The 23,381-nt window shown below is 43.4% G+C and carries 19 protein-coding genes; 11 read left to right on the plus strand and 8 right to left on the minus strand.

What is annotated here, in order from left to right:
- The first annotated feature begins 97 nt into the window (after positions 1 to 97).
- The 4 genes from ACJJII_RS00410 to ACJJII_RS00425 are packed head-to-tail and all read left to right on the plus strand — an operon-like array spanning position 98 to position 5,770.
- On the plus strand, positions 98 to 895 hold the full coding sequence (locus ACJJII_RS00410; RefSeq protein ID WP_444917923.1) for a TnsA endonuclease N-terminal domain-containing protein: 798 nt from the start codon (positions 98 to 100) through the stop codon (positions 893 to 895).
- A 2-nt stretch (positions 896 to 897) separates the two neighbouring features.
- Positions 898 to 2,970: a TnsB C-terminal domain-containing protein gene (locus ACJJII_RS00415; RefSeq protein ID WP_444917924.1), complete on the plus strand. Its 2,073-nt coding sequence runs from the start codon at positions 898 to 900 to the stop codon at positions 2,968 to 2,970.
- Positions 2,971 to 2,972: 2 nt separating this feature from the next.
- Entirely contained in the window at positions 2,973 to 3,929 is a 957-nt protein-coding gene (locus tag ACJJII_RS00420; RefSeq protein ID WP_444917925.1) for an AAA family ATPase, read from the plus strand.
- Positions 3,926 to 5,770 (plus strand): TniQ family protein, encoded by a 1,845-nt coding sequence (locus ACJJII_RS00425; protein WP_444917926.1) that lies wholly within the window; start codon positions 3,926 to 3,928, stop codon positions 5,768 to 5,770. Before ACJJII_RS00420 ends, ACJJII_RS00425 begins: the two co-directional genes overlap by 4 nt.
- 90 nt (positions 5,771 to 5,860) lie before the next feature.
- Here ACJJII_RS00425 and ACJJII_RS00430 read toward each other — a convergent pair whose 3' ends face one another.
- The 4 genes from ACJJII_RS00430 to ACJJII_RS00445 all read right to left on the minus strand — a co-directional run bounded on the left by ACJJII_RS00430 (position 5,861) and on the right by ACJJII_RS00445 (position 8,247).
- The gene (locus ACJJII_RS00430) at positions 5,861 to 6,169 is read right to left on the minus strand and encodes a hypothetical protein (RefSeq protein ID WP_444917927.1); all 309 of its coding nucleotides are present in this window, start codon (positions 6,167 to 6,169) and stop codon (positions 5,861 to 5,863) included.
- Between the two features lie 99 nt (positions 6,170 to 6,268).
- Positions 6,269 to 6,868 (minus strand): hypothetical protein, encoded by a 600-nt coding sequence (locus ACJJII_RS00435; protein WP_444917928.1) that lies wholly within the window; start codon positions 6,866 to 6,868, stop codon positions 6,269 to 6,271.
- Positions 6,868 to 7,254, minus strand: coding sequence for a hypothetical protein (locus ACJJII_RS00440; RefSeq protein ID WP_444917929.1), 387 nt, complete (start codon positions 7,252 to 7,254; stop codon positions 6,868 to 6,870). The genes ACJJII_RS00435 and ACJJII_RS00440 overlap by 1 nt, the downstream gene beginning before the upstream one ends.
- A gap of 63 nt (positions 7,255 to 7,317) precedes the next feature.
- Positions 7,318 to 8,247: a restriction endonuclease gene (locus ACJJII_RS00445; protein WP_444917930.1), complete on the minus strand. Its 930-nt coding sequence runs from the start codon at positions 8,245 to 8,247 to the stop codon at positions 7,318 to 7,320.
- 1,178 nt (positions 8,248 to 9,425) lie between these two features.
- Here ACJJII_RS00445 and ACJJII_RS00450 point away from each other — a divergent pair.
- Positions 9,426 to 10,250, plus strand: a complete 825-nt coding sequence (locus ACJJII_RS00450; protein ID WP_444917931.1) for a metallophosphoesterase — start codon at positions 9,426 to 9,428, stop codon at positions 10,248 to 10,250.
- A gap of 398 nt (positions 10,251 to 10,648) precedes the next feature.
- Complete coding sequence (locus ACJJII_RS00455) at positions 10,649 to 11,647, plus strand: hypothetical protein (protein ID WP_444917932.1); 999 nt, start codon at positions 10,649 to 10,651, stop codon at positions 11,645 to 11,647.
- Between the two features lie 506 nt (positions 11,648 to 12,153).
- On the opposite strand, the gene ACJJII_RS00460 is transcribed toward ACJJII_RS00455, so the two are convergent.
- Positions 12,154 to 13,053 carry a BrxR family helix-turn-helix transcriptional regulator gene (locus tag ACJJII_RS00460; RefSeq protein ID WP_444917933.1) on the minus strand — a complete coding sequence of 300 codons (900 nt, stop codon included), beginning with the start codon at positions 13,051 to 13,053 and terminating at the stop codon, positions 12,154 to 12,156.
- A 231-nt stretch (positions 13,054 to 13,284) separates the two neighbouring features.
- Here ACJJII_RS00460 and ACJJII_RS00465 point away from each other — a divergent pair, with 231 nt between their 5' ends.
- From ACJJII_RS00465 to ACJJII_RS00485, 5 genes are all read left to right on the plus strand, one after another.
- Positions 13,285 to 13,998, plus strand: coding sequence for a hypothetical protein (locus tag ACJJII_RS00465; RefSeq protein ID WP_444917934.1), 714 nt, complete (start codon positions 13,285 to 13,287; stop codon positions 13,996 to 13,998).
- A complete protein-coding gene (locus ACJJII_RS00470; RefSeq protein ID WP_444917935.1) occupies positions 13,991 to 16,981 on the plus strand; it encodes a hypothetical protein in 2,991 nt (996 codons plus the stop codon). The genes ACJJII_RS00465 and ACJJII_RS00470 overlap by 8 nt, the downstream gene beginning before the upstream one ends.
- A gap of 103 nt (positions 16,982 to 17,084) precedes the next feature.
- Entirely contained in the window at positions 17,085 to 18,428 is a 1,344-nt protein-coding gene (locus tag ACJJII_RS00475; protein WP_444917936.1) for a hypothetical protein, read from the plus strand.
- The gene (locus tag ACJJII_RS00480) at positions 18,421 to 18,993 is read left to right on the plus strand and encodes a condensin complex protein MksE (protein WP_444917937.1); all 573 of its coding nucleotides are present in this window, start codon (positions 18,421 to 18,423) and stop codon (positions 18,991 to 18,993) included. The genes ACJJII_RS00475 and ACJJII_RS00480 overlap by 8 nt, the downstream gene beginning before the upstream one ends.
- A gap of 163 nt (positions 18,994 to 19,156) precedes the next feature.
- Entirely contained in the window at positions 19,157 to 19,405 is a 249-nt protein-coding gene (locus ACJJII_RS00485; protein WP_444917938.1) for a hypothetical protein, read from the plus strand.
- A 1,106-nt stretch (positions 19,406 to 20,511) separates the two neighbouring features.
- On the opposite strand, the gene ACJJII_RS00490 is transcribed toward ACJJII_RS00485, so the two are convergent.
- Genes ACJJII_RS00490 through ACJJII_RS00500 form a run of 3 tightly spaced genes read right to left on the minus strand, consistent with a single transcriptional unit; the run spans position 20,512 to position 23,014 of the window.
- Positions 20,512 to 21,258, minus strand: coding sequence for a LytR/AlgR family response regulator transcription factor (locus ACJJII_RS00490; protein WP_444917939.1), 747 nt, complete (start codon positions 21,256 to 21,258; stop codon positions 20,512 to 20,514).
- Between the two features lie 12 nt (positions 21,259 to 21,270).
- Entirely contained in the window at positions 21,271 to 22,284 is a 1,014-nt protein-coding gene (locus tag ACJJII_RS00495; RefSeq protein WP_444917940.1) for a sensor histidine kinase, read from the minus strand.
- Positions 22,285 to 22,297: 13 nt separating this feature from the next.
- Complete coding sequence (locus ACJJII_RS00500; protein ID WP_444917941.1) at positions 22,298 to 23,014, minus strand: hypothetical protein; 717 nt, start codon at positions 23,012 to 23,014, stop codon at positions 22,298 to 22,300.
- Positions 23,015 to 23,381 lie beyond the last annotated feature (367 nt).

Here is a 23,381-nt window from a genome sequence, read left to right on the forward strand (position 1 = left end):
CGCAAATAACTGCATCTCCAAAAGATTTGGGCTCAGGAAAATATCCGAGCAACTCTGTTTTCGCCCAAGGGGCGGCTTATTAGAAAGGAAATACGAAATGTCCGACAGCCAACAAACATTAGATCAAATAAGAGAGCCAGTAAATTCCCTCTCGCCCACGTCCAGCAGAGATAGAAGCATGGCAGCACTCAAGGAGGCTGTTGAGCAACTCCTCACGCAAAGGCCAGAGCTTTGTCAGTTAATACCTGTCACATATCTACGGCAAGCGACAGCTCGCAAAGTTATCCGAAAAGGAGATCGTAATCACCACGTGGGATTATTTGCTAGTCGCTTAAACCAGGCAATGATTCCATTTGAATCTACTTTGGAAAAGCAAGCATGTACCACCTTTGAGAGCTACCACAAAATTCAGTCCTACCGCTCTCAGCCATATGCAGTTCGCTTGCTCTATGCTGGAAAGAGTCGCACCGTTTATCCAGATTTTGAAATCACTTTGCTGACTAAAAAAATCCTTGTAGACATCAAGTATGAAAAGAACACTCGCAATCCTCTTTTTCGCCAACGTTGTGAAGCATTGGAGTTCTTCGCAGAGCAACAAGGTATGGATTACATTTTACTAACCGAGAGAAATATAAGAGGACAAAGGCTTTTAAACGCTCAGTGGCTATTAAGCCTATCACATGGCAAAGCTCCGACATTGCTAACTTCTACGATTTGGCGATGGATTTGTAGTCTGGGTCAAATGACATTTGGAGATCTATTCAAACTAACCGCACCCTATCCCCAAGTACGCAGCGTGCTCGCTTGCCTAGCTCTTGACGGTCATCTCAATATTGATTGGAACCAACCTTTGAGAGAGCAGCATGTCTGTACTGACATTAAAGTCGGGGGGTAGATATGCCCGGACTACACATTGAAAAAGAGGCAGTAGTTGAAATTAAGAACCGCAGATATACATGTGTAGGCCGCGGGCCTGGTGGAAGCTACCTCTTTGCACCTCATCAGGGACGAGGCAATCTTTACCTTAAGCCAGAATCTCTATTCGACCAGATCCAAAATAATCACCTCAAGATACTTGAGGATGTCGAATATCACGGTGAACCCTTGCCTGATAGTCACTTTGACCTCACAGCACTCGAAACCAAAGAGCGTGAGAAAGTGATGATGAGGCATTTCTACATGCAGAGGCTAATAGACTACCGCGATAAAGGTGGAAAACTATCAGATTTCGCTCTCAATGACTTTGCGCGTCGTACTCATCAGGCCTATGTGGCGCAATGTAAAATGAAGGAGCAAGAAGCCCCCATAAAACCCATGAGTGCTGCGGCTCTAAGACGCTGGTTTCGCGCCTGGAGAAAAAGTGGATTTAATACCAAAAGTTTAGTGCACGATGCAAGAGGCAATAGCCACAGTAAGCTCTCACGAAGACAGCTAGAGTTGCTAGAAGCTGCTATTGAGGAAGATTACCTTGATAAACGTCGTATGACGGCCAAACACGTCCACACACTACTGAAGGCTAAAATCAATATTGAAAACCGAGCAAGGAAGATGGATGGTCGACAAGCAATTGCCACTCCTCACTACAACACACTACTGACCCACATCAAGCGAGTAGACTTATTCGATCAACTTAAAGCTCGTTACAACGCCCAGTACGCACTGAAAGTAACCCGGCAATATAGCATCACCCCTCCAGTAAATCGCCACCTCGAGCGTATGCAGGCCGACCATACACAGCTCGATGTGTATGTCGATTTTGGAGGGAACATCCTTGCACGGCCATGGTTAACACTCCTACTCGATAGCTATAGCAAAGCAGTATTAGGTTATTGGCTAACTCCAGAACCTCCCTCCGCTGAGAGCGTCATGCAAGCGCTGTGTACGGCTGTCATGCCTAAGGATTTGGTGGCTATGGGTGGCGATCCGGCCTGGCAATGGCCAATGCATGGGATCCCTTCCGAACTGACACTCGATAACGGTAAAGAATTCCACGGTAGAGACCTGGAGATGGCAGCAGCCGAACTCGGAATAACACTTACCTTCACGCCGCCACGCAAACCTTACTTCAAAGCTCAGGTAGAACGTAAATTTGGTGAAATTAATCGATCACTGCTAGCCAAGCTTACAGGCCAAGTCTTCAAATATGAACCTGAGAAGCATGGAATTGATTACCCTCACCTAAATTTTGAAGATCTCAAAAAAATTTTTCTCCAATGGGTCACTACAGTATTACATCGAACACCAAATAAGGATGGCAATACGCCAGAGGAACTTTGGCTTGATTCCGTACAAAAGTATGGCGTACCCGGTGCTGGCCTTTCATCCGATTATATCGAGATGTGTCTATCTAAATCTGGGCAAGAACGAGTCGTCCACCCCAATGGTATCCATTTCAATTCCTTGGTTTTCAACAATGAGTGGCTTTCACGCCTTCGCAACAAATTAACCGCTAAGAATAAAGCCGACAAACCTACTGCGAAATTCAAGTGGAGCGCTTCAGACGTAGGTCTTATCTGGGTATTAGACCCAAATACCCATGAGTATTTTCCAGTTCATAGTAAAGAAGAATATGCCCACGGCCGATCTCTCTATAACCACCGAGTGGTTCTCAGAGAGAAACGTCAACGTAGCAAAGAAAAACTATCTGACGACAAATACTTAGATGCAGTGCTCGCAGTCGATCAAGCCGTCAATGAAATAGTGGAAAATAAGAAAACAAAAAATAAAAGGCTGGGTTCAAAGGTTCTCCGCTATCTGAAAGGTAGACCAAAAGCTCCTCATATAGATAAATCTAACCCACCGAAAACTTTAGATTCAAACAGAACAATCCAGGAGGTAAATACTCACCCAGAAGATATACCCATTAACAAAAACCTCAGCACTGATTCAATATCAACTATAACCAAAAGCACATACTCCAAACCTCAAGAAGATGATCTAGAAGTCTTTCCAGATGACTTGGAGATATAAACATGAGAAAAATTAAAATCGATATAGAGAAGTTAAACAAAGCTATCTTTGCTCGCCGAATCCCCCATGGGAACTTCAAAGCGGCCTTCGAACGTGGAAAAGAGCTATTTAAATTACCAGACCTCGGTATGCCTGGTAGCGGTATTATGGTTCACGGTAGCTCAGGAGTTGGGAAGACCACATTAACCTACGCGTTGATGGAGTACGGACTGAAGAATTACGGACCAGATTCAGTAATTCGAACTCAACTCGTTTCTGGGGCAACCATCAAAGGGGTAATTTCTAGCTTACTTCTCGGATTTGGTGACCCTCGTTCGAACTATGGTACAGCGCAGGCGTTATCCATACGATTAAAAGATACAATTCGTGCGCGTAGATGCCGGTTAATCATTATTGATGAAACTCAGCATTTAATTCCAGGGGGAAAACCTTCTAAGACTCTGATCGACAACGTTCTAAATGCATTCAAGATTCTAGACGAAACAGGAGTCTCCCTCATGCTCGTCGGTATGGACGACATCATGCAGCTCTGGGCAGCAGATCAACAGATTCGCAGTCGGTTTCAAGCGACATATTTTCTAGACGTCTTAATCTACCCAAAAGATCGTCCAGCATGGCGTGGCATCATACGAAAATATATCGAAACCATTGAACAATATGGGATGATATTGAATTGCCCCGAATTGGAAGATCGCTGCTATGCGGCCAGTAAAGGGGCTATGCGCCCATTAGTGCTGATCCTAACTACAGCAGTGACAATGGCCTGTAAGGAGGGCACCACTACCATCACAATCGAACATCTACGACAAGCAGCCCAAAAGCAGATTGACAAACGTGATGGGCTGCCAAATGCCTTTGATATAGATCTGGAAACGATAGCGAGCTTCAACCGAGAAGCGCATACAACTCGCAAGCTTGCACCAACGAAACGATCCTTGGATGGCATCTTATCTACATGAAAACGCGCTTACCCATTCCCTGTAAGCTGCAGCCCGGTGAATCACTCCCTGGATTATTCTCCAGGGCCGTCATCAGTAATCACTATGGCGGCCTCAGTTCCCTTTCAAAATGGTTTGGAGTTTCAGCATCCTCAGCTGGCATAGATATTAATTACATGCGCTACTTAGCTATGGGCAAACTGGATATTGACCAGTTAGCAATATTTACTGAACATACCTCTTACCAGATTAAACAAGCGGCGTTGCAGCTTGGCTCACCATGTCCCGGAGGCCGATACGATGAGTACATTAGTATCCGTCGCTGGCGCTATTGCCCGCTTTGTATAAAACAAGGAATTTCCCATCAAAAGGCTTGGCTATTACCTTTCGTTACAGCATGTCCTAACCACAAATGCGAGATAGTGGACTCTTGCCATAGGTGTGGCCACTGTCACTCTGTAAGCCTGCCCCTTCTTCCATATTGTGGCAACTGCCAAGCATTCGCCAAAATCGTCTTAGCACATCCTCATGAGCTTGAATGCAGCCATGTGCTTATTGAAAATATAGATAGCAAACGAAAGCTCAAAACCATTCTGGATCGTTTAATGACGGCCTGGTATCTGAGCACCAGCGAAGCTCTTCGCCCTCATTATCGATTCAGTCCTCAACTGCGAACCATTGATGAAATGCGGACACATGTTATTCAGCTTTGGCCAGCGGCCAATGAACCAACACATCTCGCAAGTGCTATCGAAACCCAGAAAGAATACTTATCCGACCGTTGGCCTCACCTGCCCCTTATTTCGAATATGTTGGTCAGTCGTGCACTAACAGCGGGCGCAACACTCCCAAACAAAGAGCTTACTAAGAAAAAAATCAATCTACTTCGAGATAATGATCCATGGTGGGTACCACAGTCTGTAGCAGCTACTGCAGCAGGTATCTCTGATCATATTATTCAACAGATAATTGATAAAAAAATAATTAAATCCCGACTATTCAGCGACGTTGGTGTGAATAGCAAGCGACATAAATTTCGAATGGTTGATTTACACAGCTGGCACACCCTCATTGAAGAACTGTATTCCAAAGCCATTCGGGTAGAAGATCAAAAAGGACTTAGCAGCATCCTAATGTTCCCGCTACACGAAGTCATTCGAGGCGTGTGTACCGGTAAGATGTCAATATTTTCTACAGAAAGTAATGCCCTATCTGACCTGATGGTAAAATTTAATGAAACCAAAACTAGTGTCAGAAGAAAAAGAAAACCTAGCGACACAATGACATCAGCAGAAGCGGCCAAAATACTCGGCACCTACCATGCAGTGATTGCTGATTTTGTGGCACGTGGAATCCTCAAGATACATCCTAATTCTAATAAACGCCGGCTATTGATTCGTAAGGTGTCAGTTATTGATTTCCACAAGCAATATATTTTGGTTGGTACCATCGCAAAAAAATACGATATAAATTGTACAAATCTCGCTGAAAAATTAGCCAGCCTTGGTATCACTCCAGCTCCCTTTAATGCGCTGGTAACAATATACCAACGTACGGATATTGAACACATAGATATAAAGGCAGTAAAAAATTTAGAAAGCTACACCACACTAGCAGGTCGAAAATCTACAGTGGATACAAAAAGGATAGACAATCCGGCAGTGAAAAAACTTATCGAGTTAGTTGAAAACCATGGAGGCTCGTCGAGTTTTTGCAGGAAGTTTGGTTACTCTCCTGGAACACTTTCACTCATCATGCGAGGTAAAAAATCTTTTGGGGTTCTCGCAGCCCAACGGATGGAGAAACGATGTGGTCTCGAAAAAGGCCACTTTAACCAATCAATTGATTACCTTTCGTCTTAGGGCAGGGACTTGATTTTCAAACATGATCCTACCTACCACCACCTGGACATGCCACTACCAACCATTCATCACTATCCTTGCCATAGCTAGTTAGCCCGGCAGTCCATGGTTCGTATTGTTCGCCCTTGCCGTGCATGTATAAAAATTTGCCGCTTTTAAAGTGGACAACCAATGAGACCATGGAGAAAGAATTTCAACTTTCTCTACTTTTTGTCCACGCAACTTGTGAATTTCGAGTTCTTCTTCCTCTTGAGATAACTCTTTGAAGCTATCAGGATACTGAGATGGGACAGACTCGAATACTTCCCACTCCGATGTTAGATTGATGTAGCCATATTGCCGAATATCTCTGGGCCCATCCAGGAGCAGTTGCGGAGTAAAGAAGCGTAATCCGTTCACGGAGCTTTCTTTGAATAGTCTATTTATGACTGATTCAGCTAATTGTCTATCTCGCTCTTCCATAGTGCTTTATGTATAACGTCACAAGAAGGGCGCTGTTTACTGCGGCCCTTTGCTTGCTTTGTTAAGCCCTTTCTTATAGAACTCAATGTTAAGAACATTTTCTATGGACTTATTTAAGTCCTTTCCGTTAGGAGATGATATAAATTTCAATCTATAATCTTTTTGTAGACTATCCATTTCCTGAATCAAAGATTCAGATATCTTGGAATTAGCTATAAATATTAACTCATCTATTGCTTTGTTTTCTTCAAAATACTTCTTAAGCCATTCAGACTTAAAGTTTTCAATGCTAGCCTTTGCTTCAATTCCAATTTTAGAATCGCGATTTTCAAGAAGGAAATCAATATGCTTCCCCTCATGAAGACATAAATTAAGTTTCTTGTGGCTGTTTATGTATTTATTTATTGATTTCTTAACCATCTCTTCATAATAAAGCTCAGAATCTAGAATCTCTTTTACTTCACTCTCAGAGGCATTGGCTTTAACCATGAATTTTTTTATCTTTCCATCAGAACTTTTCAAAATCAGCTCTTTCATTGTCCGCTCAAAAAAACGGTCAAGGACAATGGATTTGACAGCTATTGCGACTAATGGAATTAGTGCTCCAGCCGCTAACGCAACAATCATATCATCCATTAAACCTTCTCCTTTATTGCGGTAAGTATCAGGCTAATAGTGTAAACAGCCCCACCGATTGCTAAATGACTCCGGAAGCCTAGTGTTGTGTCGAGTGGCAACTTAAGGGAAACGTAACAAGACCATGACCAAGCAAATAAAAACAGCAGAACAAATAGCCATAAAAAAGGCATAAACGCAATTTCTGTCTTTGAAATCGCAACGTAGTCTTCATGGCCGTTAAGCTTTTTCAGTTTTGGCTTAACTAAAGGCATTAAAAAAGAAAGGCCTGCCGCAGCAAGAGTCGGCCCAGTAAAGCCAGACGCATCAACAGACAGCATAGTTCTTAGTCCCCACTCAAAACCTAGCAGGGTTAAAGGAAACCCGTAAATAAGAACCGCATACATTTATTATAAATCTCCTTAATCTTTATTCTTTGCAGACGATTATCTCGCAGGACCACTCATGGCTTAAGGCTTCAATAACCGGCGCAGCTTTGTTGCGTCCGGCGCCGCAGGCGCGAAGTTTATTCCCTTGTTAGGTTTAATACCTCTCATCCACTGCAATATATCAGCGTGAGCTTTTAGTGACATTTTGTATTTATACTGTTCAGCAAGTGCTGATGAGTCCTTTGTGAATCGCGAAGTTGTAACAATCATTGAGTGTGAGGCATTTTCCAGATGCATGGTACCAATCATTTCTCGTACTAAAGAAACCCCAACAGGGTGCTCTTCCGCATATCTTTTACAGTCAACAATGGTCAGGAAACTACCAAAATCATTGTGTTGCAAAGCATAAAGATCAACCCCTCCATCTCTTGTTTGTTGAGTTAGCTCAACTTCGTATCCATACTGCTGCATTATATGTGCAACTAGCTCTTCAAATTTTCTTGGTTCAAGCTCATACATTGCTTTAGGGTTTCGTATGAGATATTCCGTCAATTCTTGATAGATATCTGAGAAATTAGTTTTTATTATGGGGCTTTCTACTAGTTCAGCATTTCCCTCCTGAAACTCTAGGCTCGGCTTACTCCCTGTAAGATAGGCTCCAATCTCATTATAGTTCCACCTTACAATGGGAATTTTTCTCTCTTGAATTATAGATGATGGAATTTGTTCAGTGCCTGGTTTTAATATCCCTAAAATTGGCTTTCCAGACTCATATGCTTTTTGCGTTTCAAACTCTTGCCATCTACTCCAGTCATCACCTATGAGAGCGATTACAGTTGAAGAGTTAGATATTTTCGACGCAATAACTTCCTGTATCTCTCTCCCAGTTGAGACATCACTCAACCAATCAGCCTCCAAATAGTCCGTATTTTTAAATGATGCCTTAAGAAGGTTTGCTAGGGACTTAGCTTGATAGTTGTGAGAAATAAATATCTTCCTTTTCTTACTCACAGTCCCTCCTAAAATCTAACAGTTTATTAAAGAGCCAGTGGCTCACTATCCATTTGGCTACTATTTCTGGGATGGAGCCTTCAAGCTCCGCAAATAAGCCTTTATTTAAAGCAGGCTATAAACTACTGTCTAAACAATAACCAGAGATGATGAGCCATTGGCACAAATCGTCTGGTTCAACTTACCGCTCTTTAACACATTTTACCCATAATTAAATCAATAAGTTAGAGGTAATATTTCTGTAGATGTAAGCCATGGCTCAATAATTCGAGCCTTCGCACCGGCGACACGCTCTCTCCACTACTGAAAACCGAAGCCAGTATCACCCACTCGTAATATAGCTATGGCCGCAATAGAACTTTGCCGGCTAGGCTGTGTGCCGCCTCTGCAATCAAGCCGGCCCATTATCACCATCCACATAAACCTACTCGTCATAATTCACCGCCGTCATACTCACCCGCTCGGTGCCGCTGGGTTTAATATCGGTGATCAGTACCGAGTGTATCCAGCTCTAGGCTTCCCCAAACATATACAGCGGCGATTCCATCCTGTCATCAATTATGGGCGTAGAATCCAGATTAGAACCTATCGTAACTACGTTAGCGGGTCATCAACAAGCAGATGATGCATGGAGGCCTTACGGTAGCCAATCTGCTGTGTGATGGTCTTTCACCGGCACTGAACCGCAAGTAATAAGACCAACTTCACGAATGTTTGGGTCATGAGTAAAAGGAGATAGACGGGTGCTTTTTCTTGAACGAATTGAGTATGAGGCATGCACCCTTCGAAGCAGTCCGGAGAACTACGGCTAGCTCATCACCCTGTAACGTGGTGCCACCCAGCTGTTGCTGCTGACAAGGCCTTACCAGGGATTCATCAGAGAAGATTGGTACAACCTATACGTATCAGCAGATCATACACAGGGTGTGGTTGAAGTACAGCTGCAAAAAAGAAGTAGAGAAGATATAAATCGCTTACCGGAAATACAGTGACTTCCCAGTCCGACCAATGATGGTGTTCATTATTTGACCGCATACAGCTTAAGATGGAGCCCTGAATAGACAAGTGATGAATACCAATCTCATCTAGGCTATTTATGTAAATCACCCCCTATAACCAAAACCGGGGCATAGCTTTAAACTACTCAAGAACCTACTTGCAACGAACTCGCAAATTTTATGGGCATTTATCTAAAAATCGGAAGAAACCAACTTGGTCGGGATTTCGTTGTCGGAGATGTCCACGGACATTTACATCAATTAGATAAGCAGCTGCAAAAGGTTGCTTTCGATCCATTCTGCGACCGCCTGTTTTGCCTTGGAGATCTGATCGATAGAGGCCCTCTCAGCGACTCTTTACTCTCACTTATTGACCAACAAACCTATTTCAGTGTTTTAGGCAACCATGAAGCAATGATGATTTCCGGACATGAGAATCCTGAAACAGCACCCAGGCACAAATCCAATGGTGGTGGGTGGTTCTACAAGCTGAGGGTGGAAGAGCGTCAGTATTTAGTGAACCAAGTTAGACGCTGGCCTTGGGCTATAGAGTTAGATGCTGGTGACTTGCGTGTTGGCCTGATTCACGCGAACGTCCTCAACAATAGCTGGTCACTCACGCTAAGCACCCTAGCCGCTATTGATAAAGCCTGGTCCACTGATGTATCGCTAGAAGAGGGGGAGGCGATTGCAAGGGCTTTAAAGCATTTCTTATGGGACCGCTCCCTGGCTAAGCAGCTATACCAGCATCTGCTCGGTATGGGCGGCGCGAAGCGTACAATGGCCGAATACAAGCGACTTTTTCTAGAGCGCTTGGACACGATCCCCTCAACCAACCTAAAAAGCCTTGCTCCTTTCAAGATTGAGGGTATCGATGCCCTCTTCCTTGGTCACAACTTCGTTCCCAAAGGCGTAACAGTAGGGGACTGCCACTTTATGGACTCATACCGCGGAGGGTCAGACGAGGAACTGACTCTAGTCTGCCTAAATGAACTCCAATATTGACCGAGATTCCTTCATAGCAGCTAGTGATCCGAGGTCAAATGTAAGTTAACAATAATGTTTCATGCTTTTACCAAACTAACTTATTGATTTTACAAGGGTATGTTTGTCGTGAAAAAGTTGAAGAATCATACTTTCCGTTTGAGGTATGTACGTTCATCTTAAAAAACGTGACAATAAGGTATCATACTTTTCTAAATTGAGAACTTTCTTTGCTGGCCAAACTCCCGAAGATTTCGGGAATCTTCGCCAGTTGAATCTACTATCAACCTCCCAAAATCGCTCCAATAGACTATGGCTTCAGTGGTCTTTCACATCCCCATTAGACGAAACGTTGGCATTGATAATTTTGATTAATATAAAGATACTCTTCGTGTACCACTACACCTGAGTTTTTTTCTATGATGATACTTCCTCCGATCGAGCCTTTTATTTTTGAAATTGATAAGGGTTTTAAAAGAAGAATCTTCAATGAAGTAGGCAAGAAAATTGATGTTTCAGGGAGGACTTTACTTGATGTATTTAACAAGCGTATATCTCCTTCCAAGAGAACTAAAAATAAGGTTTTAGAATATTTGTCGGACATCGGCTTTTGGGTTCCGCAGAGTTTGATGGAGGGGAGATCATTTGCAAGAAAGAATGAGTGGATTTGCCATGTGGAAGGGTTGAGGCATGCGGGCATGCCTGAAAGTTTTTTACCGCACCTTCAAGGCGAGATACTTAATTTAGGTAAGTTGGACGAAGAACTGGAATTTCACTACAAAAATACTGATAAAATCTTACATAAATTATCTCAAAGTAGTATATCTTGGTTTTTTGAGGATGGTTACCCAAATTTTTATGGGACAAAGAAAAGAAAATATGTTCGCGCGAAATTAGCAACAGCAAGAATGAAGACATTACTGTATTTAATAGCGTGCTTGGAGGTTGAGCTAGAAACCTCGTTCGGGCGAGCTCTAGAGTATGAACATTACCTAGAGATTGACGAGTCGCCAAGGAGGCAATTTTTTAAGCACTTTCAGGAGAAAACAGAGTTAACATCAACAAATGAAATGGCTAGGTCTTTAGCGGTTAAATTAGGAGGTGATGTTGAGAGCTGGCAGAGGACACTTAGGCGTATAAGTGCCGGTGATCACAATTTAAGCCAGGAGACACTCCAAAATCTTCAATGCTTAGTGAGTGATGATAAAGGCAGCTTCTTATTTCTCGATTTCTATTTAGCTGAAATTTTTAGGCTGATCAAGCTTGTTGTCTCTGCTGGGGAAAAGCATAAAATTATTGAGTTAGGTTTTGAAAAATCAATGCGGGAGACCTATCAGGGGTTTATAACCTATTGGAAGAGCAGCATTGGAGTAGTTACGCCTACTAACTGGAAGCAGGCGCAAGCTAGGTTAACCTAAATAGTTTTCATTATTTGGATTATGGGCATCAGCCCAATCATCCATATCGGCTTCATTGTTTGGGTTGTTAACGTCTGACCAAAGGTCAAGCTCTTCATCACTCATGTCTACTCCCTATTTAAAGTATGGTTTGCTCTAAGGCTGAGATAATATCTACTATCTCAGCCCCTCTGGGGAGTGACACGAAGTGGAAAGATTCAAAAAAGAGAAGTAGAGGTCTCAAAGAAGATGCTAGCCGAGCGAAGGCAGCTTTTTCTAACCGATCAGACGAATCTTTCAGACTCTCATCTTATATGCTCATATTCATCCAGATCCAAGATCAAATCAGGTCTTTATTGAAACTGACATATACCATGAAGGAGGTTCATTAAGCCCAGACTGCTGATCATAGATTAGGCCTCAATGCTTGAATAACCAGAACAATATCCCTTCAGACCAAATACACTTTCCCAAGCTCTCGTCACTCGTGATAGGCAATCCTCAAACTATAGCTACGATCAGAAACTCTATGTCTCAGTATCAGGATGGCTAACAGCAACCCTGGGAGCAGGCTTAAATCCTGGTGCAATAACCATACTCGAAATACCTAAGAGCTCATGACGGTTCATTAAACGTAGAGGGTATTCGAAGGGGTTCATATCACCACTAGGTGAACAATCCACCCTCAGGTCTGTAAGCACAAATCCGCAAATAGCTGGTTTTACCGAGATATTCTTTACCGGTTTGTCTGAGAGACCTAGATCCTCCTTAAGTGCCGCATGGTTTGCTCGATTGGGGTGTGGCGCAACTGTCACTGTTATTGGAATATCCCAATCAGGATCTGAAAAGAGCTGTTCTTTTCTTCTTTTACAGACAGTAGGGCTGGCAGACCCTACACGGCTAAAGCGAAAGCTGCGGTATTCCGAATGCAGTATATCAAGCGCACGAAAATACCAAGCTCCTCCCCCCTGAAATACCGAAGTTGGGAAAAGAGTGCGCACCGTTGCCCCAGATGAACCAGACGAATACTCAACGTCTACCCCTGTCCCAGATACGATGGCACGCGTAATTGGAGCAACAACAGATATCGCCAAGGGAGCTGTCAACAGTTCTGGGCTATCCGTACCAAAAAACTTTCCAGAAATTTTGTTGCTATCTAGCCCATACGCAAACAGCGTCAGCCCCTTCATCACATCATGCTCAAAGGCCGGCACAAACTCAGACGAGGCCATATAACATCGGTCGCTAACTGAATAGGCTAGCTTTCCCGGAAAGGCATTCCGGTAATCCTTAAATGCTCGAGTAGCCGTCGCCGGTGCTGCATCAAAGTGAGCCCATAAATCAGCACGGGAGCACCGTCCAAAGAAGGCTAGATATAAATCAATTAACGCAAGACGTTTTTGAGCTTGAGTGGGAGGAGTAGACATAAGAACCACATAATATATTGATCACCCTAATCATATTGAACTGTATATCTGATTACTAGCGCCTAATTTGATTAGCATATAGGATGATTGACTCAAATGAAGCTCTGAAAACCTGTATAAAATATGAACAGACCTCATGAATTCTTCCAGGCGATAAGAAGTGGCAGACCAATAAATTGGTCTCGATTCCTGCGGATAATGGGCCGGCATGAGGTAAACCCGAGCACCCTAATGGCTTGCTTGGAGCCTCAAGCAAAACAAGTAAAAGTTTGTGTCATTAAGGTGCTGAACAGCAACATGCTTGCTGAGATAGAGACTAGGTTTCCCGACTCCACCCTAGTTGACAGCCGAGTGGCTGCATCGCACCAAGGGAGGTCACATAGCCAGGTAGTGGAGGGAAATGCTCTGATGATCCAGCACATAAACTGGGAAAAACCACGCGTAGCCTTTAGTAAGGATGGCAGCCACTGGCAGTCAGATGAAATTGTGGGAGAGCTGCTGGTCATTGTGGAAAATTTACAGAACTTTATTTTCTATGAAGAAACTCTCTCTCTTGTAATTGAAGACTGCGGATTAGCTGCCACTCCCGAAGAGGTCACTTTACTCTTTGGCTCGGGCAATGCAGCAGCAAAAACCTGTAACCGCACCTTGTTTAGGCAATACTCGGAAGTATATACCCTCTTCGATCTCGATCCAGGTGGGATAAATACCTACGGTAACATCAAAATAATGCTGGCCGAAGATGGCATGCAGCCCAATTTTCTGGCCCCGAAGAACATAGAAGCCTATCTCGAACGCTCCCAATGGATGCTTAACAATGAAGAACGGACCTCCATATACCATGCAGGCATCAAGCACCCCGAACTCTCCCCTTTGCTCCAATGCCTATACACAAGCGGAAAAAAACTAGAACAAGAGACCTATCTGGACCGAATTTATGGATAATTCACAAACCTCGCTCATGGACGGCGATAAATACCACCTGAAAACACTCATCATGGTGAACTCAGGCAACGCTGCCTATGTTGAAATTCCACTCCACGAAACTGCCGCTCTGCTATCTAGAAACAACGAAGGGAAAACCTCAGGGCTGAACGCTCTAAAACTAGTATTGCTACCCGAAGTGAATTTCCGGAATTGTGAACAGAAGTTCGAATTCAAGTCCGGAGCTGAAGTGTATTCAGGAATTAAGAGCTTCAATTATTACTTTCCTTCCCCCAACTCCTTCCTAATATTGGAAGCTGAGAACATCATTGGAGAATTCTGCGTGGTACTCCACCGTAGCAAGGAAGAACTAGGCTACGCGCGAATCATGGTTGGCAAGCCATACGAGGCGATTCGCCACCTGTTCTGGGATAAGAGCTCTGCCGCTAATAACGGTCTAGGTCAATCCCCGGAAGGATTAACACTAAGTGATATTCAGCAGACGCTGCTGCAGATGGGAGGAGAAGTTTTTAATGATCAAGAACGCATTCGGAATGCAATGTACACGAGATACACACCGGGTCGACCAGAAACCCGATTTTGTATCATGCCAACTGTACAACCCCCAAGCGGAGCCTTGCTGAAGTCGATTAAAGCTCTTCTACAACTTTCTTTCGACATCAAGGGCGCTAGTGGTACGAACCTTCCTCTTGCGATTGCCAGTATTATAGACAGCGATATCACTCTCACCAAGAAACCAGTCAATATCGATCTCAAACAGATCAGTGACGATCGTGAGAGCCTCAGAAAAAATGCTGAGCAAATTCAGGCTATTAAGAACCACAGTGATGATTGGAAGGAACTCAATAATGCCTTTAATACATTCCACAAAGAAAAAATCAGAGCAAACAAGGGATACTGGACACTTCGTGCATCACTTGAGCCGTTAAAGAAAGGTTTGGAACCGAGATTGGAGGATCTGAACGGACAGAAACAAAGTATCCAGGGACAAGTTAACTGCGCCGAAGATATTCGCAGAACCTCCAACCGTGAACTTGGGGAGGTCAGAGGGCGACTAAAGCAGATCCAAAAGCACATTGAAAGCAATAAAGAAAAAATACGGATAGCTACTGAAATCATTCAACAAAACAAGCTGGTTTGCGAATCCGAAGACCCGCTGAAGGTAGTGGAATATCTGAAGGAAATCCTTCAGGAATCTGAGGATACACTAGAAAAAATGGAGTCCAAGGAACGGGCGACTAACGAAATTCAATGCCTGCTGAATAAGAGAAAGTCCGCTAAACAAAAAGTCACTAAGCTAGAAGCGCTAATTGCCAATTACGAGAAATGCTTCCTAAACCATCTAGACACTAAAAGTGCCAAGGTACTCAACAGCCTCCACGGGGATTTTCGGCGCCTGACAATCACTCCTATGGAGAGTGAAATTAAAGCTATCCGTAATTTTGCTGCGCTATTCACCCTCGAGGAGGACGGTAGCCTGACTCTCTGCGGTGAGTCCCTGCTCACTGCCACCGTAACTCAATACGATAAAGAAACCAGCCGTGAAGAATCTATAAAGGAGCTGGATAAGCGACACGATGAGATTGCAGATTACGACAGGAATATCGGTGAACTTAACCGAATAATCTCCGCCAATGAGCACCTTTCAAAAGAAATTCTCAGTAAGAAAAAGACAGAAATTAAAGAGTTAAAGGGAGAAATCGCTCTCCTACATCGTCTACCGGGAATTGAGAGCGACCTTGAAGAGAAGCTCGCAGAACATGAAACTTTGGGCGTAGAGCGTGATGAGTTGGAGGTAGATCTCAACGGCGCGAATGAGCGTTTGAGCCTACTGCGATCACAACAAGAGCAGATTAATGAGTCACTGAAAGAATTAGATAATCTACGTTACGCGATTAAGAGAACGGAACAGGAGTTGCATCATGCTGTGCGGACCCTACCAGAATTGAACAAAAGTCCACGGCCTGCAAGTATTGACCAACAACTCGTAACTGACCCAGGAGCTCTCAGCACATATTTCGAACCCCTAGAAAATTCGCTAAATGCAACCACCAATGCCAATCAGGTCGCGCAGCGCAAGTTCCGAGTGCTGGCCAGCGCTGGCATTATGGAAGTACCACCAGAAATTACCCATCAGCCCGTGCTCGACAGCACCGATTTCCAGGCCATTTACGAACAGATCCGCTCAGAGTTCGAAAACATCGGGAGCAGAGAACGGGATCACAAATCACAAATAGCCAACCACAATCACCGCACTAGCATCGAAATGAGCATGCTAGAAAGCATGGGGGTAGCCATTGATAGCTTTCAAACACGCATCAATGAAACCCTAGGCGGTATCAAAATCTCTAATTTATCTAGTGTAAACATCCACATTAAGACGTTGCCCGCTTTCATTGAGCTTCGAAAAGAGTTGCAAGAGTATGGCCGGGGCACCACCGAACTAATGAGCGAGTCATTTCACCGAAGGTTAATGGACTTCAGCGAAAAGTATCTCAGTAGTGTGCGCGGTTCAACCAAGCTAAACCTGGAAAAAATTATCACCGGCGTGCGTTTCATCTATGAAATCAGCGGACAGGAAGAAGACACTTCTCAGTCGCATGGCACCAATGGAATGATCAATGCGGTGTTACTTTCTATTCTGATGAAAAAGCTGGTCCCAGAAGACGTAGTGTTCAGTTTGCCAGTGGTGTTTGACGAGGTGGGCAGCCTTGACGAGAAGAATCTACCAGAGTTACGCCGGGTAGTGGAAAGCAGCAAGATGGTGCTACTAGTCGCCAACCCCCACAACAACGGCTATATCATGCAACATATCGGTCGCTGGCACGAATTATATACCCGTAAACTCAGCGAGGGGCTTGCGGTGGGCAAGTGTCAAGCTGTTCATATCATTCGTCAAGAAAGGCTAAGTGGAGATGTCGTACTCCCAAGCTCCCAAAATACCGATAGAGAACCGGTAGTAACCCTAGAGGACGGGATCTGAAATGCCAGTCAGAACCGACCTTACACTCATCACGATCCTAGAGCATAAGCGGCTTTTTTTTACCCTCATAGACAAAGTCGAGCAGCAGCATAGCAACCCATCGATGGAATTCACCATTAGTGATTACAACCAGTTGCTATTGCAGTACACGGCCCGCCTTGAAAAGAAAAATCAGCAGAAACAGCTCGAAACCCTGTCGCTAAACAATCTTGAGCAAAATGGCCTACTCAACTACCAAGACAGCCGCTCCGGTCGCTTCCGGCTACAAGACTTCGTACTGGAGATGCTACGACACTTAGACAGCAAACGCATGCGCGAACTCTCGTCGGCAGAACTAAATCAGCTAATGGCACAACTGGAGGAGTGCTACAAACAGGTCAGTAACTACCACATTGAGTGGGCCCCCGGGGAACCACAATTCGAAGAAATGGTAGAAGCTGTGTACTACACGCTGCAGCATGTCGATTCACGACTGCAAATTGCATTGAGAGCTTTACGGGGACAGGCTGAGCGGTTGGCAGCTATGGTCGATGAGCGAGCATTTACAGACTTACAACAAACCAACCAGGTGCGTAAGACTCTAAAGTCAATACTTCACATCCACGACCGGCATGTAACTCCCACTCTACAGTTTCTAGATGAAAGGTTAGATATACGAAGGGAAGATACGGAGCTAGATGGTAGTCAGGCACCTATGGCACTCGTCCGCAAGATCATCAATCGGTTCCAAGAGCGCAAACTCACCGATCACGTCAGCAGACTAACTCGATTGCAGCTGCACATCTTAAGTAACGCACAAGAGGTCGCGGACATAGCCAAAAGTCTAGACACTTACATTAAATATGCTGAGGACGAGCGACGCCGCTACAACCGCACTGAGGATTTGTATAACTCACTACGCAGTGCCGTGCAGGAGCGGCAAACCGGACAGCTTAGAGATTGGCAGTTACGTCCAGATGACGAAGTATTCCGCCCTATACACGCACTGGGTACTCTAAAAAGCTTCAACCGCAGCCAGAACAGCAAGATCAACTGGTTGGATGAAGACGGCCACGCATTACTGGACGAGCACTTGCGAGTACGCTTGGAGACTGAAGAACATATCCCTAGACCTAAAATGGTAGCGATCTCTGGCGGCCTTAGTGAGGAAGAGATTGCTCGTCGTTACAATATAGATCGGGTACTGGCGGCAATGAACAACTTTCCATATGGCACCAATTCGGCCGACATTTATAAAACGCTGCATGAACACCTTGTGAGGTCAATGCCAGGATACACCCTTAAAGACATCTTCGATGCCATCCCCTTCGTACAGGGGCACGGTGACATTGCCCTTACTCCGCCCTTACCGGAATTGGAAATCGACTACGCAGGGCAAACGCTTATCTATCAAGTCCGGACATACACCCCTAAGGAACCCCCCATCAAGGACATAACGCATGAATAAAGAACTCAGTCGACTGATCTACCAAGAACTAATCAACGGTTGGGTCATCAATAAGCTGATGATGGATGGTGACTTGATGGTACCAAACCCACTTTATGATGAGCTGTCATCATCACTAAATCGCGAACATTACGAACAGCTCTACAGCTACATTGGCTATGAGCTGAAAGAAATGGGGGGATGCTTTTTCCTGAATGAATTGAGTAAAAGTGATGTCCTTTCCATCGCAACAATGCGGATACAGGCAATGCTAGTCATTCTGGTACGCGGAACAACTCAATTACCACTGCTAACAAGTGTGGTCACAACCCATCAAGCAGGCCTTACTCGGGACCAAGTAGAGAAGATAGGCACCAATGACGAATACCACCAAATAATGCGTGCAGTAGGCCTGAAGGACTGTTTCGAAAAGGAAGTAGAAAAAATATTGATTACACGCAAACTTGCCTATTGGAACCACAGAGACCGACTAGTATTGACCTCTGGTGGTGTTTCATTACTCGATCGTATGCAGCTCGAAATCGAAGCCACAAAGGCTTTGGAGGAGATTGACGGAACACTATAGAAATAAATTTAGATATCTAGTGACAGCCATCATATCGGCAGGTCCTGTGAATTTGAGAGTTCCCAAAAGATCCAGAAGAATGCTATGTCCCCTGACTTTAATGACAAAAATCAGTACATAATGGTCCTCTCAAGCACTTGTAAATCACTGTATCAATTAATTTTTGAAATACTTCTCAACTACTATCCATGGACCAAATCGCGAAGAAAAAAGATTATTGATACTAAAAGAAGCGATTTGTTATGCAGAAGCATTAATAGCTGACTGTAGCAAAGGATTTACAACAAGAAAAACCACACACAGGAAGACAGGTATTAAAGCCAGTATAATTAAGACAATGAATACTATAGAGCATAATAGAGAGCTTGCTCAGCTAGAAATGAAAATCCAATTAGTAGGCCAGGGAAAGTAAAGCGAAACCGCCCTATCTTAGTTAGGATAATAATGGAAAGCATATAGCCAAAGAAATACATAAAATGCTACAAATTTCGGAGCCTCTTGAATTTTCCTGAGGGAAGATTAATTTGTAGTAGTTCAGACATGATCTGACAGTTACCGGTTTTTCAGGAGGTGCTCTGCCAGGTCAAGTCTGAACTACTACACGTAAAACATCTCAATTATATTTAAGCAACTTTGGGCACCACTGTGACCAAGATACCACCTTCTGCAGCCTCTATCAGATCTTCACAACAGCCTCGGCCACTCAGATTTGAAACCTTAAGACAGTGCCAAGAACACAGCAACAACAATAAACAGTTCTACAAGACGAGGGGGTAGATCATCAATATTTTGTGAGCCAAGCTCAGTTCTAGCATTGAGCGATAGAGTTCGATTTTAATGGTCAGCGTGTTCGTCTGACTTACACAAACTCCCTCAGCACTAGCTGACCATAGCTCAGCGTGCCTTAGCTGCAATTAATGGAGCCTATAAACCGAATAGAAGAAGATGATTGCAAGGGTTTCAAAGCATCTCTATCTATACTAACGCCATGGTCTACGTGAGGCTTACAGTGAACGAGCATAAGAGACTCTTTGTGACCAGATGGTCAAATACGCTCAGCCGACCTTATAAACCTTACTCTTCTGATTGAGAGTATCACCCCTTCTTAGCTACAGCTTCATACCTATCGGAGTAGATGTAGGAAATTGCCGTTTTATGAACTCTTCCTGTGGCCAACCGAGATGAGAAGCCGTCCCCACTCCGTATGGATGAGCTTCAATACAGGTTGAGTAATCAGATAGTGTCCTTTTCCTACACCAGAGTCGCCAGATGCTATCAATCTAAGAGTCACTTGATGGTGTGATAGACACGTAACTTATTGATTTTACAGTGATTTCAAGGTCACTGAATGACGTTATTCACAGCGCTTCCTGGTTAGCGAATTACTAAAAAGGAGAAAGTAGTCGCTCACAGGAAGAGAAGTATTGAAAACGGGCTTAATGCCCGTTTTTTTTATTCTAATAATAGCTTGCTGAAGGTCCTCCTTAGTACTCACCCCACAAATACTACTGCCTAACTTTAACTATCAAGCCAGCGCCGAAAAGCAGAACTTCTTGTTTTACTAGTTATGAGAGGTTCGTTCAAACCAGAGAGATGAATGGCGAGAGTGTCTTTACCATAAGCCTCAAAGCGCTGCACATACTGGATATTGACAATATCGCTACGATTGATTCGAATAAATTTTTGAGGGTTCAGCTGGGACTCAAGATCCGTCACCGACTGTTGCACTAACGAGTGAGTCATCCCTTTTTTATCGTGAGCAACAATAATTCCTTCCCCAGCTCTTAGGCAAATAATATCTTCTACCCATAAAACCTCTACACCTCCTCCCTTTCTCAATAGAAATCTATATCTAAATCCAGCGCCGCCAGCCGGTTCTTCCTTCGCATAAGTTTTATTCGAAAAACTACTCTTTAACTGCTCGAAAGACAGCATAGCACCGGTAAAACGCTTGTAAGAATATGGCTTAAGCAAATATTCAATTCCCATATTTTGAAAAGCATTCATCCAATAGGAGTCATGGGCGGTGGTATATATAATTGGGCAAGGTAAATCAATCTCATTCAACACGTGAAACACCGGCCCATCGAGCAGCTCTATATCTGAGAATATGAGATCTAACTCGATTTTCTCCAGGAAAAATCGCCTAACCTTTTCAACTTTATCCAACGGACCCAAAATTTTGGCTTGAGAGTTATACTTCAGTATATAGTTCTTTAGCTTCTCGGCCGTTAACGGCTCATCCTCAATCAATAGAATATTCATCGAATGATTACATTAGTTACAGGTTAGTGGAAGGCGCAGCATGAATTCACCATCCTCTTGCATGACTTCTATTGACCTACCTAGGATCATCTCCGATCTTTTCCTCAGGTTTATTAGCCCTAATTTTCCTGAAGGAACCGTTGTAACTTTTGGCCTTATTTTATTTCTCACCTCAAGCCAGTGATCAGTCACTATTACTTTAATCCACAAAGGATTCTCCCTATCCCCCTGGTTATGTTTGATTACATTTTCCAACGCCAACTGAAGAGAGCAAGGTAAAGTTACATGTTGATATAAAGTATTTCTTCTACATTCAACATCTAATTTGTACGCATGAGAAAACCTTTGCTCCACCAATGACATGTAATCCATTGCAAAATTAATTTCACGTTCAAGACTTATCGTTTTAAAATCTTGACATTCTAAGACATAGCGATAGATATTTGTAAACTTATCTAGAAACTCATCAGCCACCTCAGGATTGGAACCTATAAGTGCCGACAGAACATTTAGATTATTAAATAAGAAATGGGGATCCAGCTTCTGCTGCATAGCTTCAAGCTGCTTCTCCAAAAGTAACTTTTGTACCCTCTCCAAATCTAGACGCTGCTCATTAACTCCTTTAATTAGTCTGAAGGAAATAACTGCACCACAGTTTAAAACATGTAAAAAAATCAAACTCAATGCAAGTAAGGACACATGTCGTCTATCTATCTCCTGGATACCAAAGAACAGCTCCAAAGACAAAGTAAGAAATATTGCTAGGAAAAAGTAGATAAAGCCGCTAATTACAAAAACTGCAAGGAAGGATTGGATAGATATATTTTCCTCTTTTTTACTTGGCATTAACGTGCCATATACTTTCAGCGACAACCATTGAGAGAGAAAGCACTGTAATACAATCCAAATTGGTGCATCATAATGTATAACAACGGCACTTCCCGGAGTAGCTTTTATTGTAGCAGAGTACAAGACAACCAAAATTGAGAAACATGTCGTCAAAAAAATAATGGCTGCCTTGCTCATCTTTATACTTTATTTATTGCGGAAGGCGCATAATAACCTGACCATTGATATCGAGAAACTCTAATTTTGCCTCACCATCTTTGGTAACCATTAGCTGAATACGTTTGTTTCCATCAATATCATTTAGCTGAAGCTTCGAATCCCCATTTAAGGTACCGTAAAAAGCCCTTCTAGTCCCACCAAGCTTTTCTTCTTTATACAGTTTTGCTAGCCGTTCTATTCGCTCTTTATCGCCAAGCCTTTTAGCCTCACTAAACTCCTTAGACAGATCAAAATCCATATCCTGATCAGGACGGTCCATTACTGTAAGGCCCGTGACCATATAATCAGAACTTTCAATGTGTTGCACCATTAGAGTTTGATCTTGATTATATCTATCAAAAGATAGGTGTAACCCATGGTTAGTTATACCATCGTCCTGACTTCCTCGAAATATAAATCCCCCATTTTCAGTCCCTTCATCATTGTAAAAAATCATCCCAGGCCTAGACGACTCTGATCGAAATACCTCTCGCCCATACCTTTCGACCCCTGGCGCCTTATCTGAGTTAGCTAGAACCATACGATTCATGCCGTTCTTTTCTACAATATTGATTCGCTCGACAAAAATTTCTTCAAACTCAACGGTGTCTCTCTTAAGCCCCGTTAAGCCGCCAAAAAAAATTACGCTCAATGCTAGTAGTACATTAATTTTGCTTTGATGACTTGATACTTGCCTTTGATTTTCCATGTTGACCACCTCACCCAAATAGAACCTCAAAGTTAGGGGGTAGAAGGAAAGTGTTCTAGAGAAAAGTTGTAAACAGGGGGAGAACCTAAATAAACAGGGGGAAAAGCCAAATAAGATATGCTCACGAGATCCTTATGCAACATCGAGAGGATTGTTTTTGAGATATGTACAGTCAGATAACAATAGCAATCATCGTTTTAGATAGTGACTTTGGGAGTACAGCATATAATGAGCCCCTATTCTTGCTACTTCCCTCAAACTAGACTTATGTTCCACTAAAGCCCTTATAGATCACCATTGACGCCTATCAATAGGTTAAACAGTTTGGACAAGATTCAGAATTGGCGCATAATAACTCACATTAGCT

It is taken from the genome of Microbulbifer maximicatervae (SeqCode), assembly GCF_052467825.1.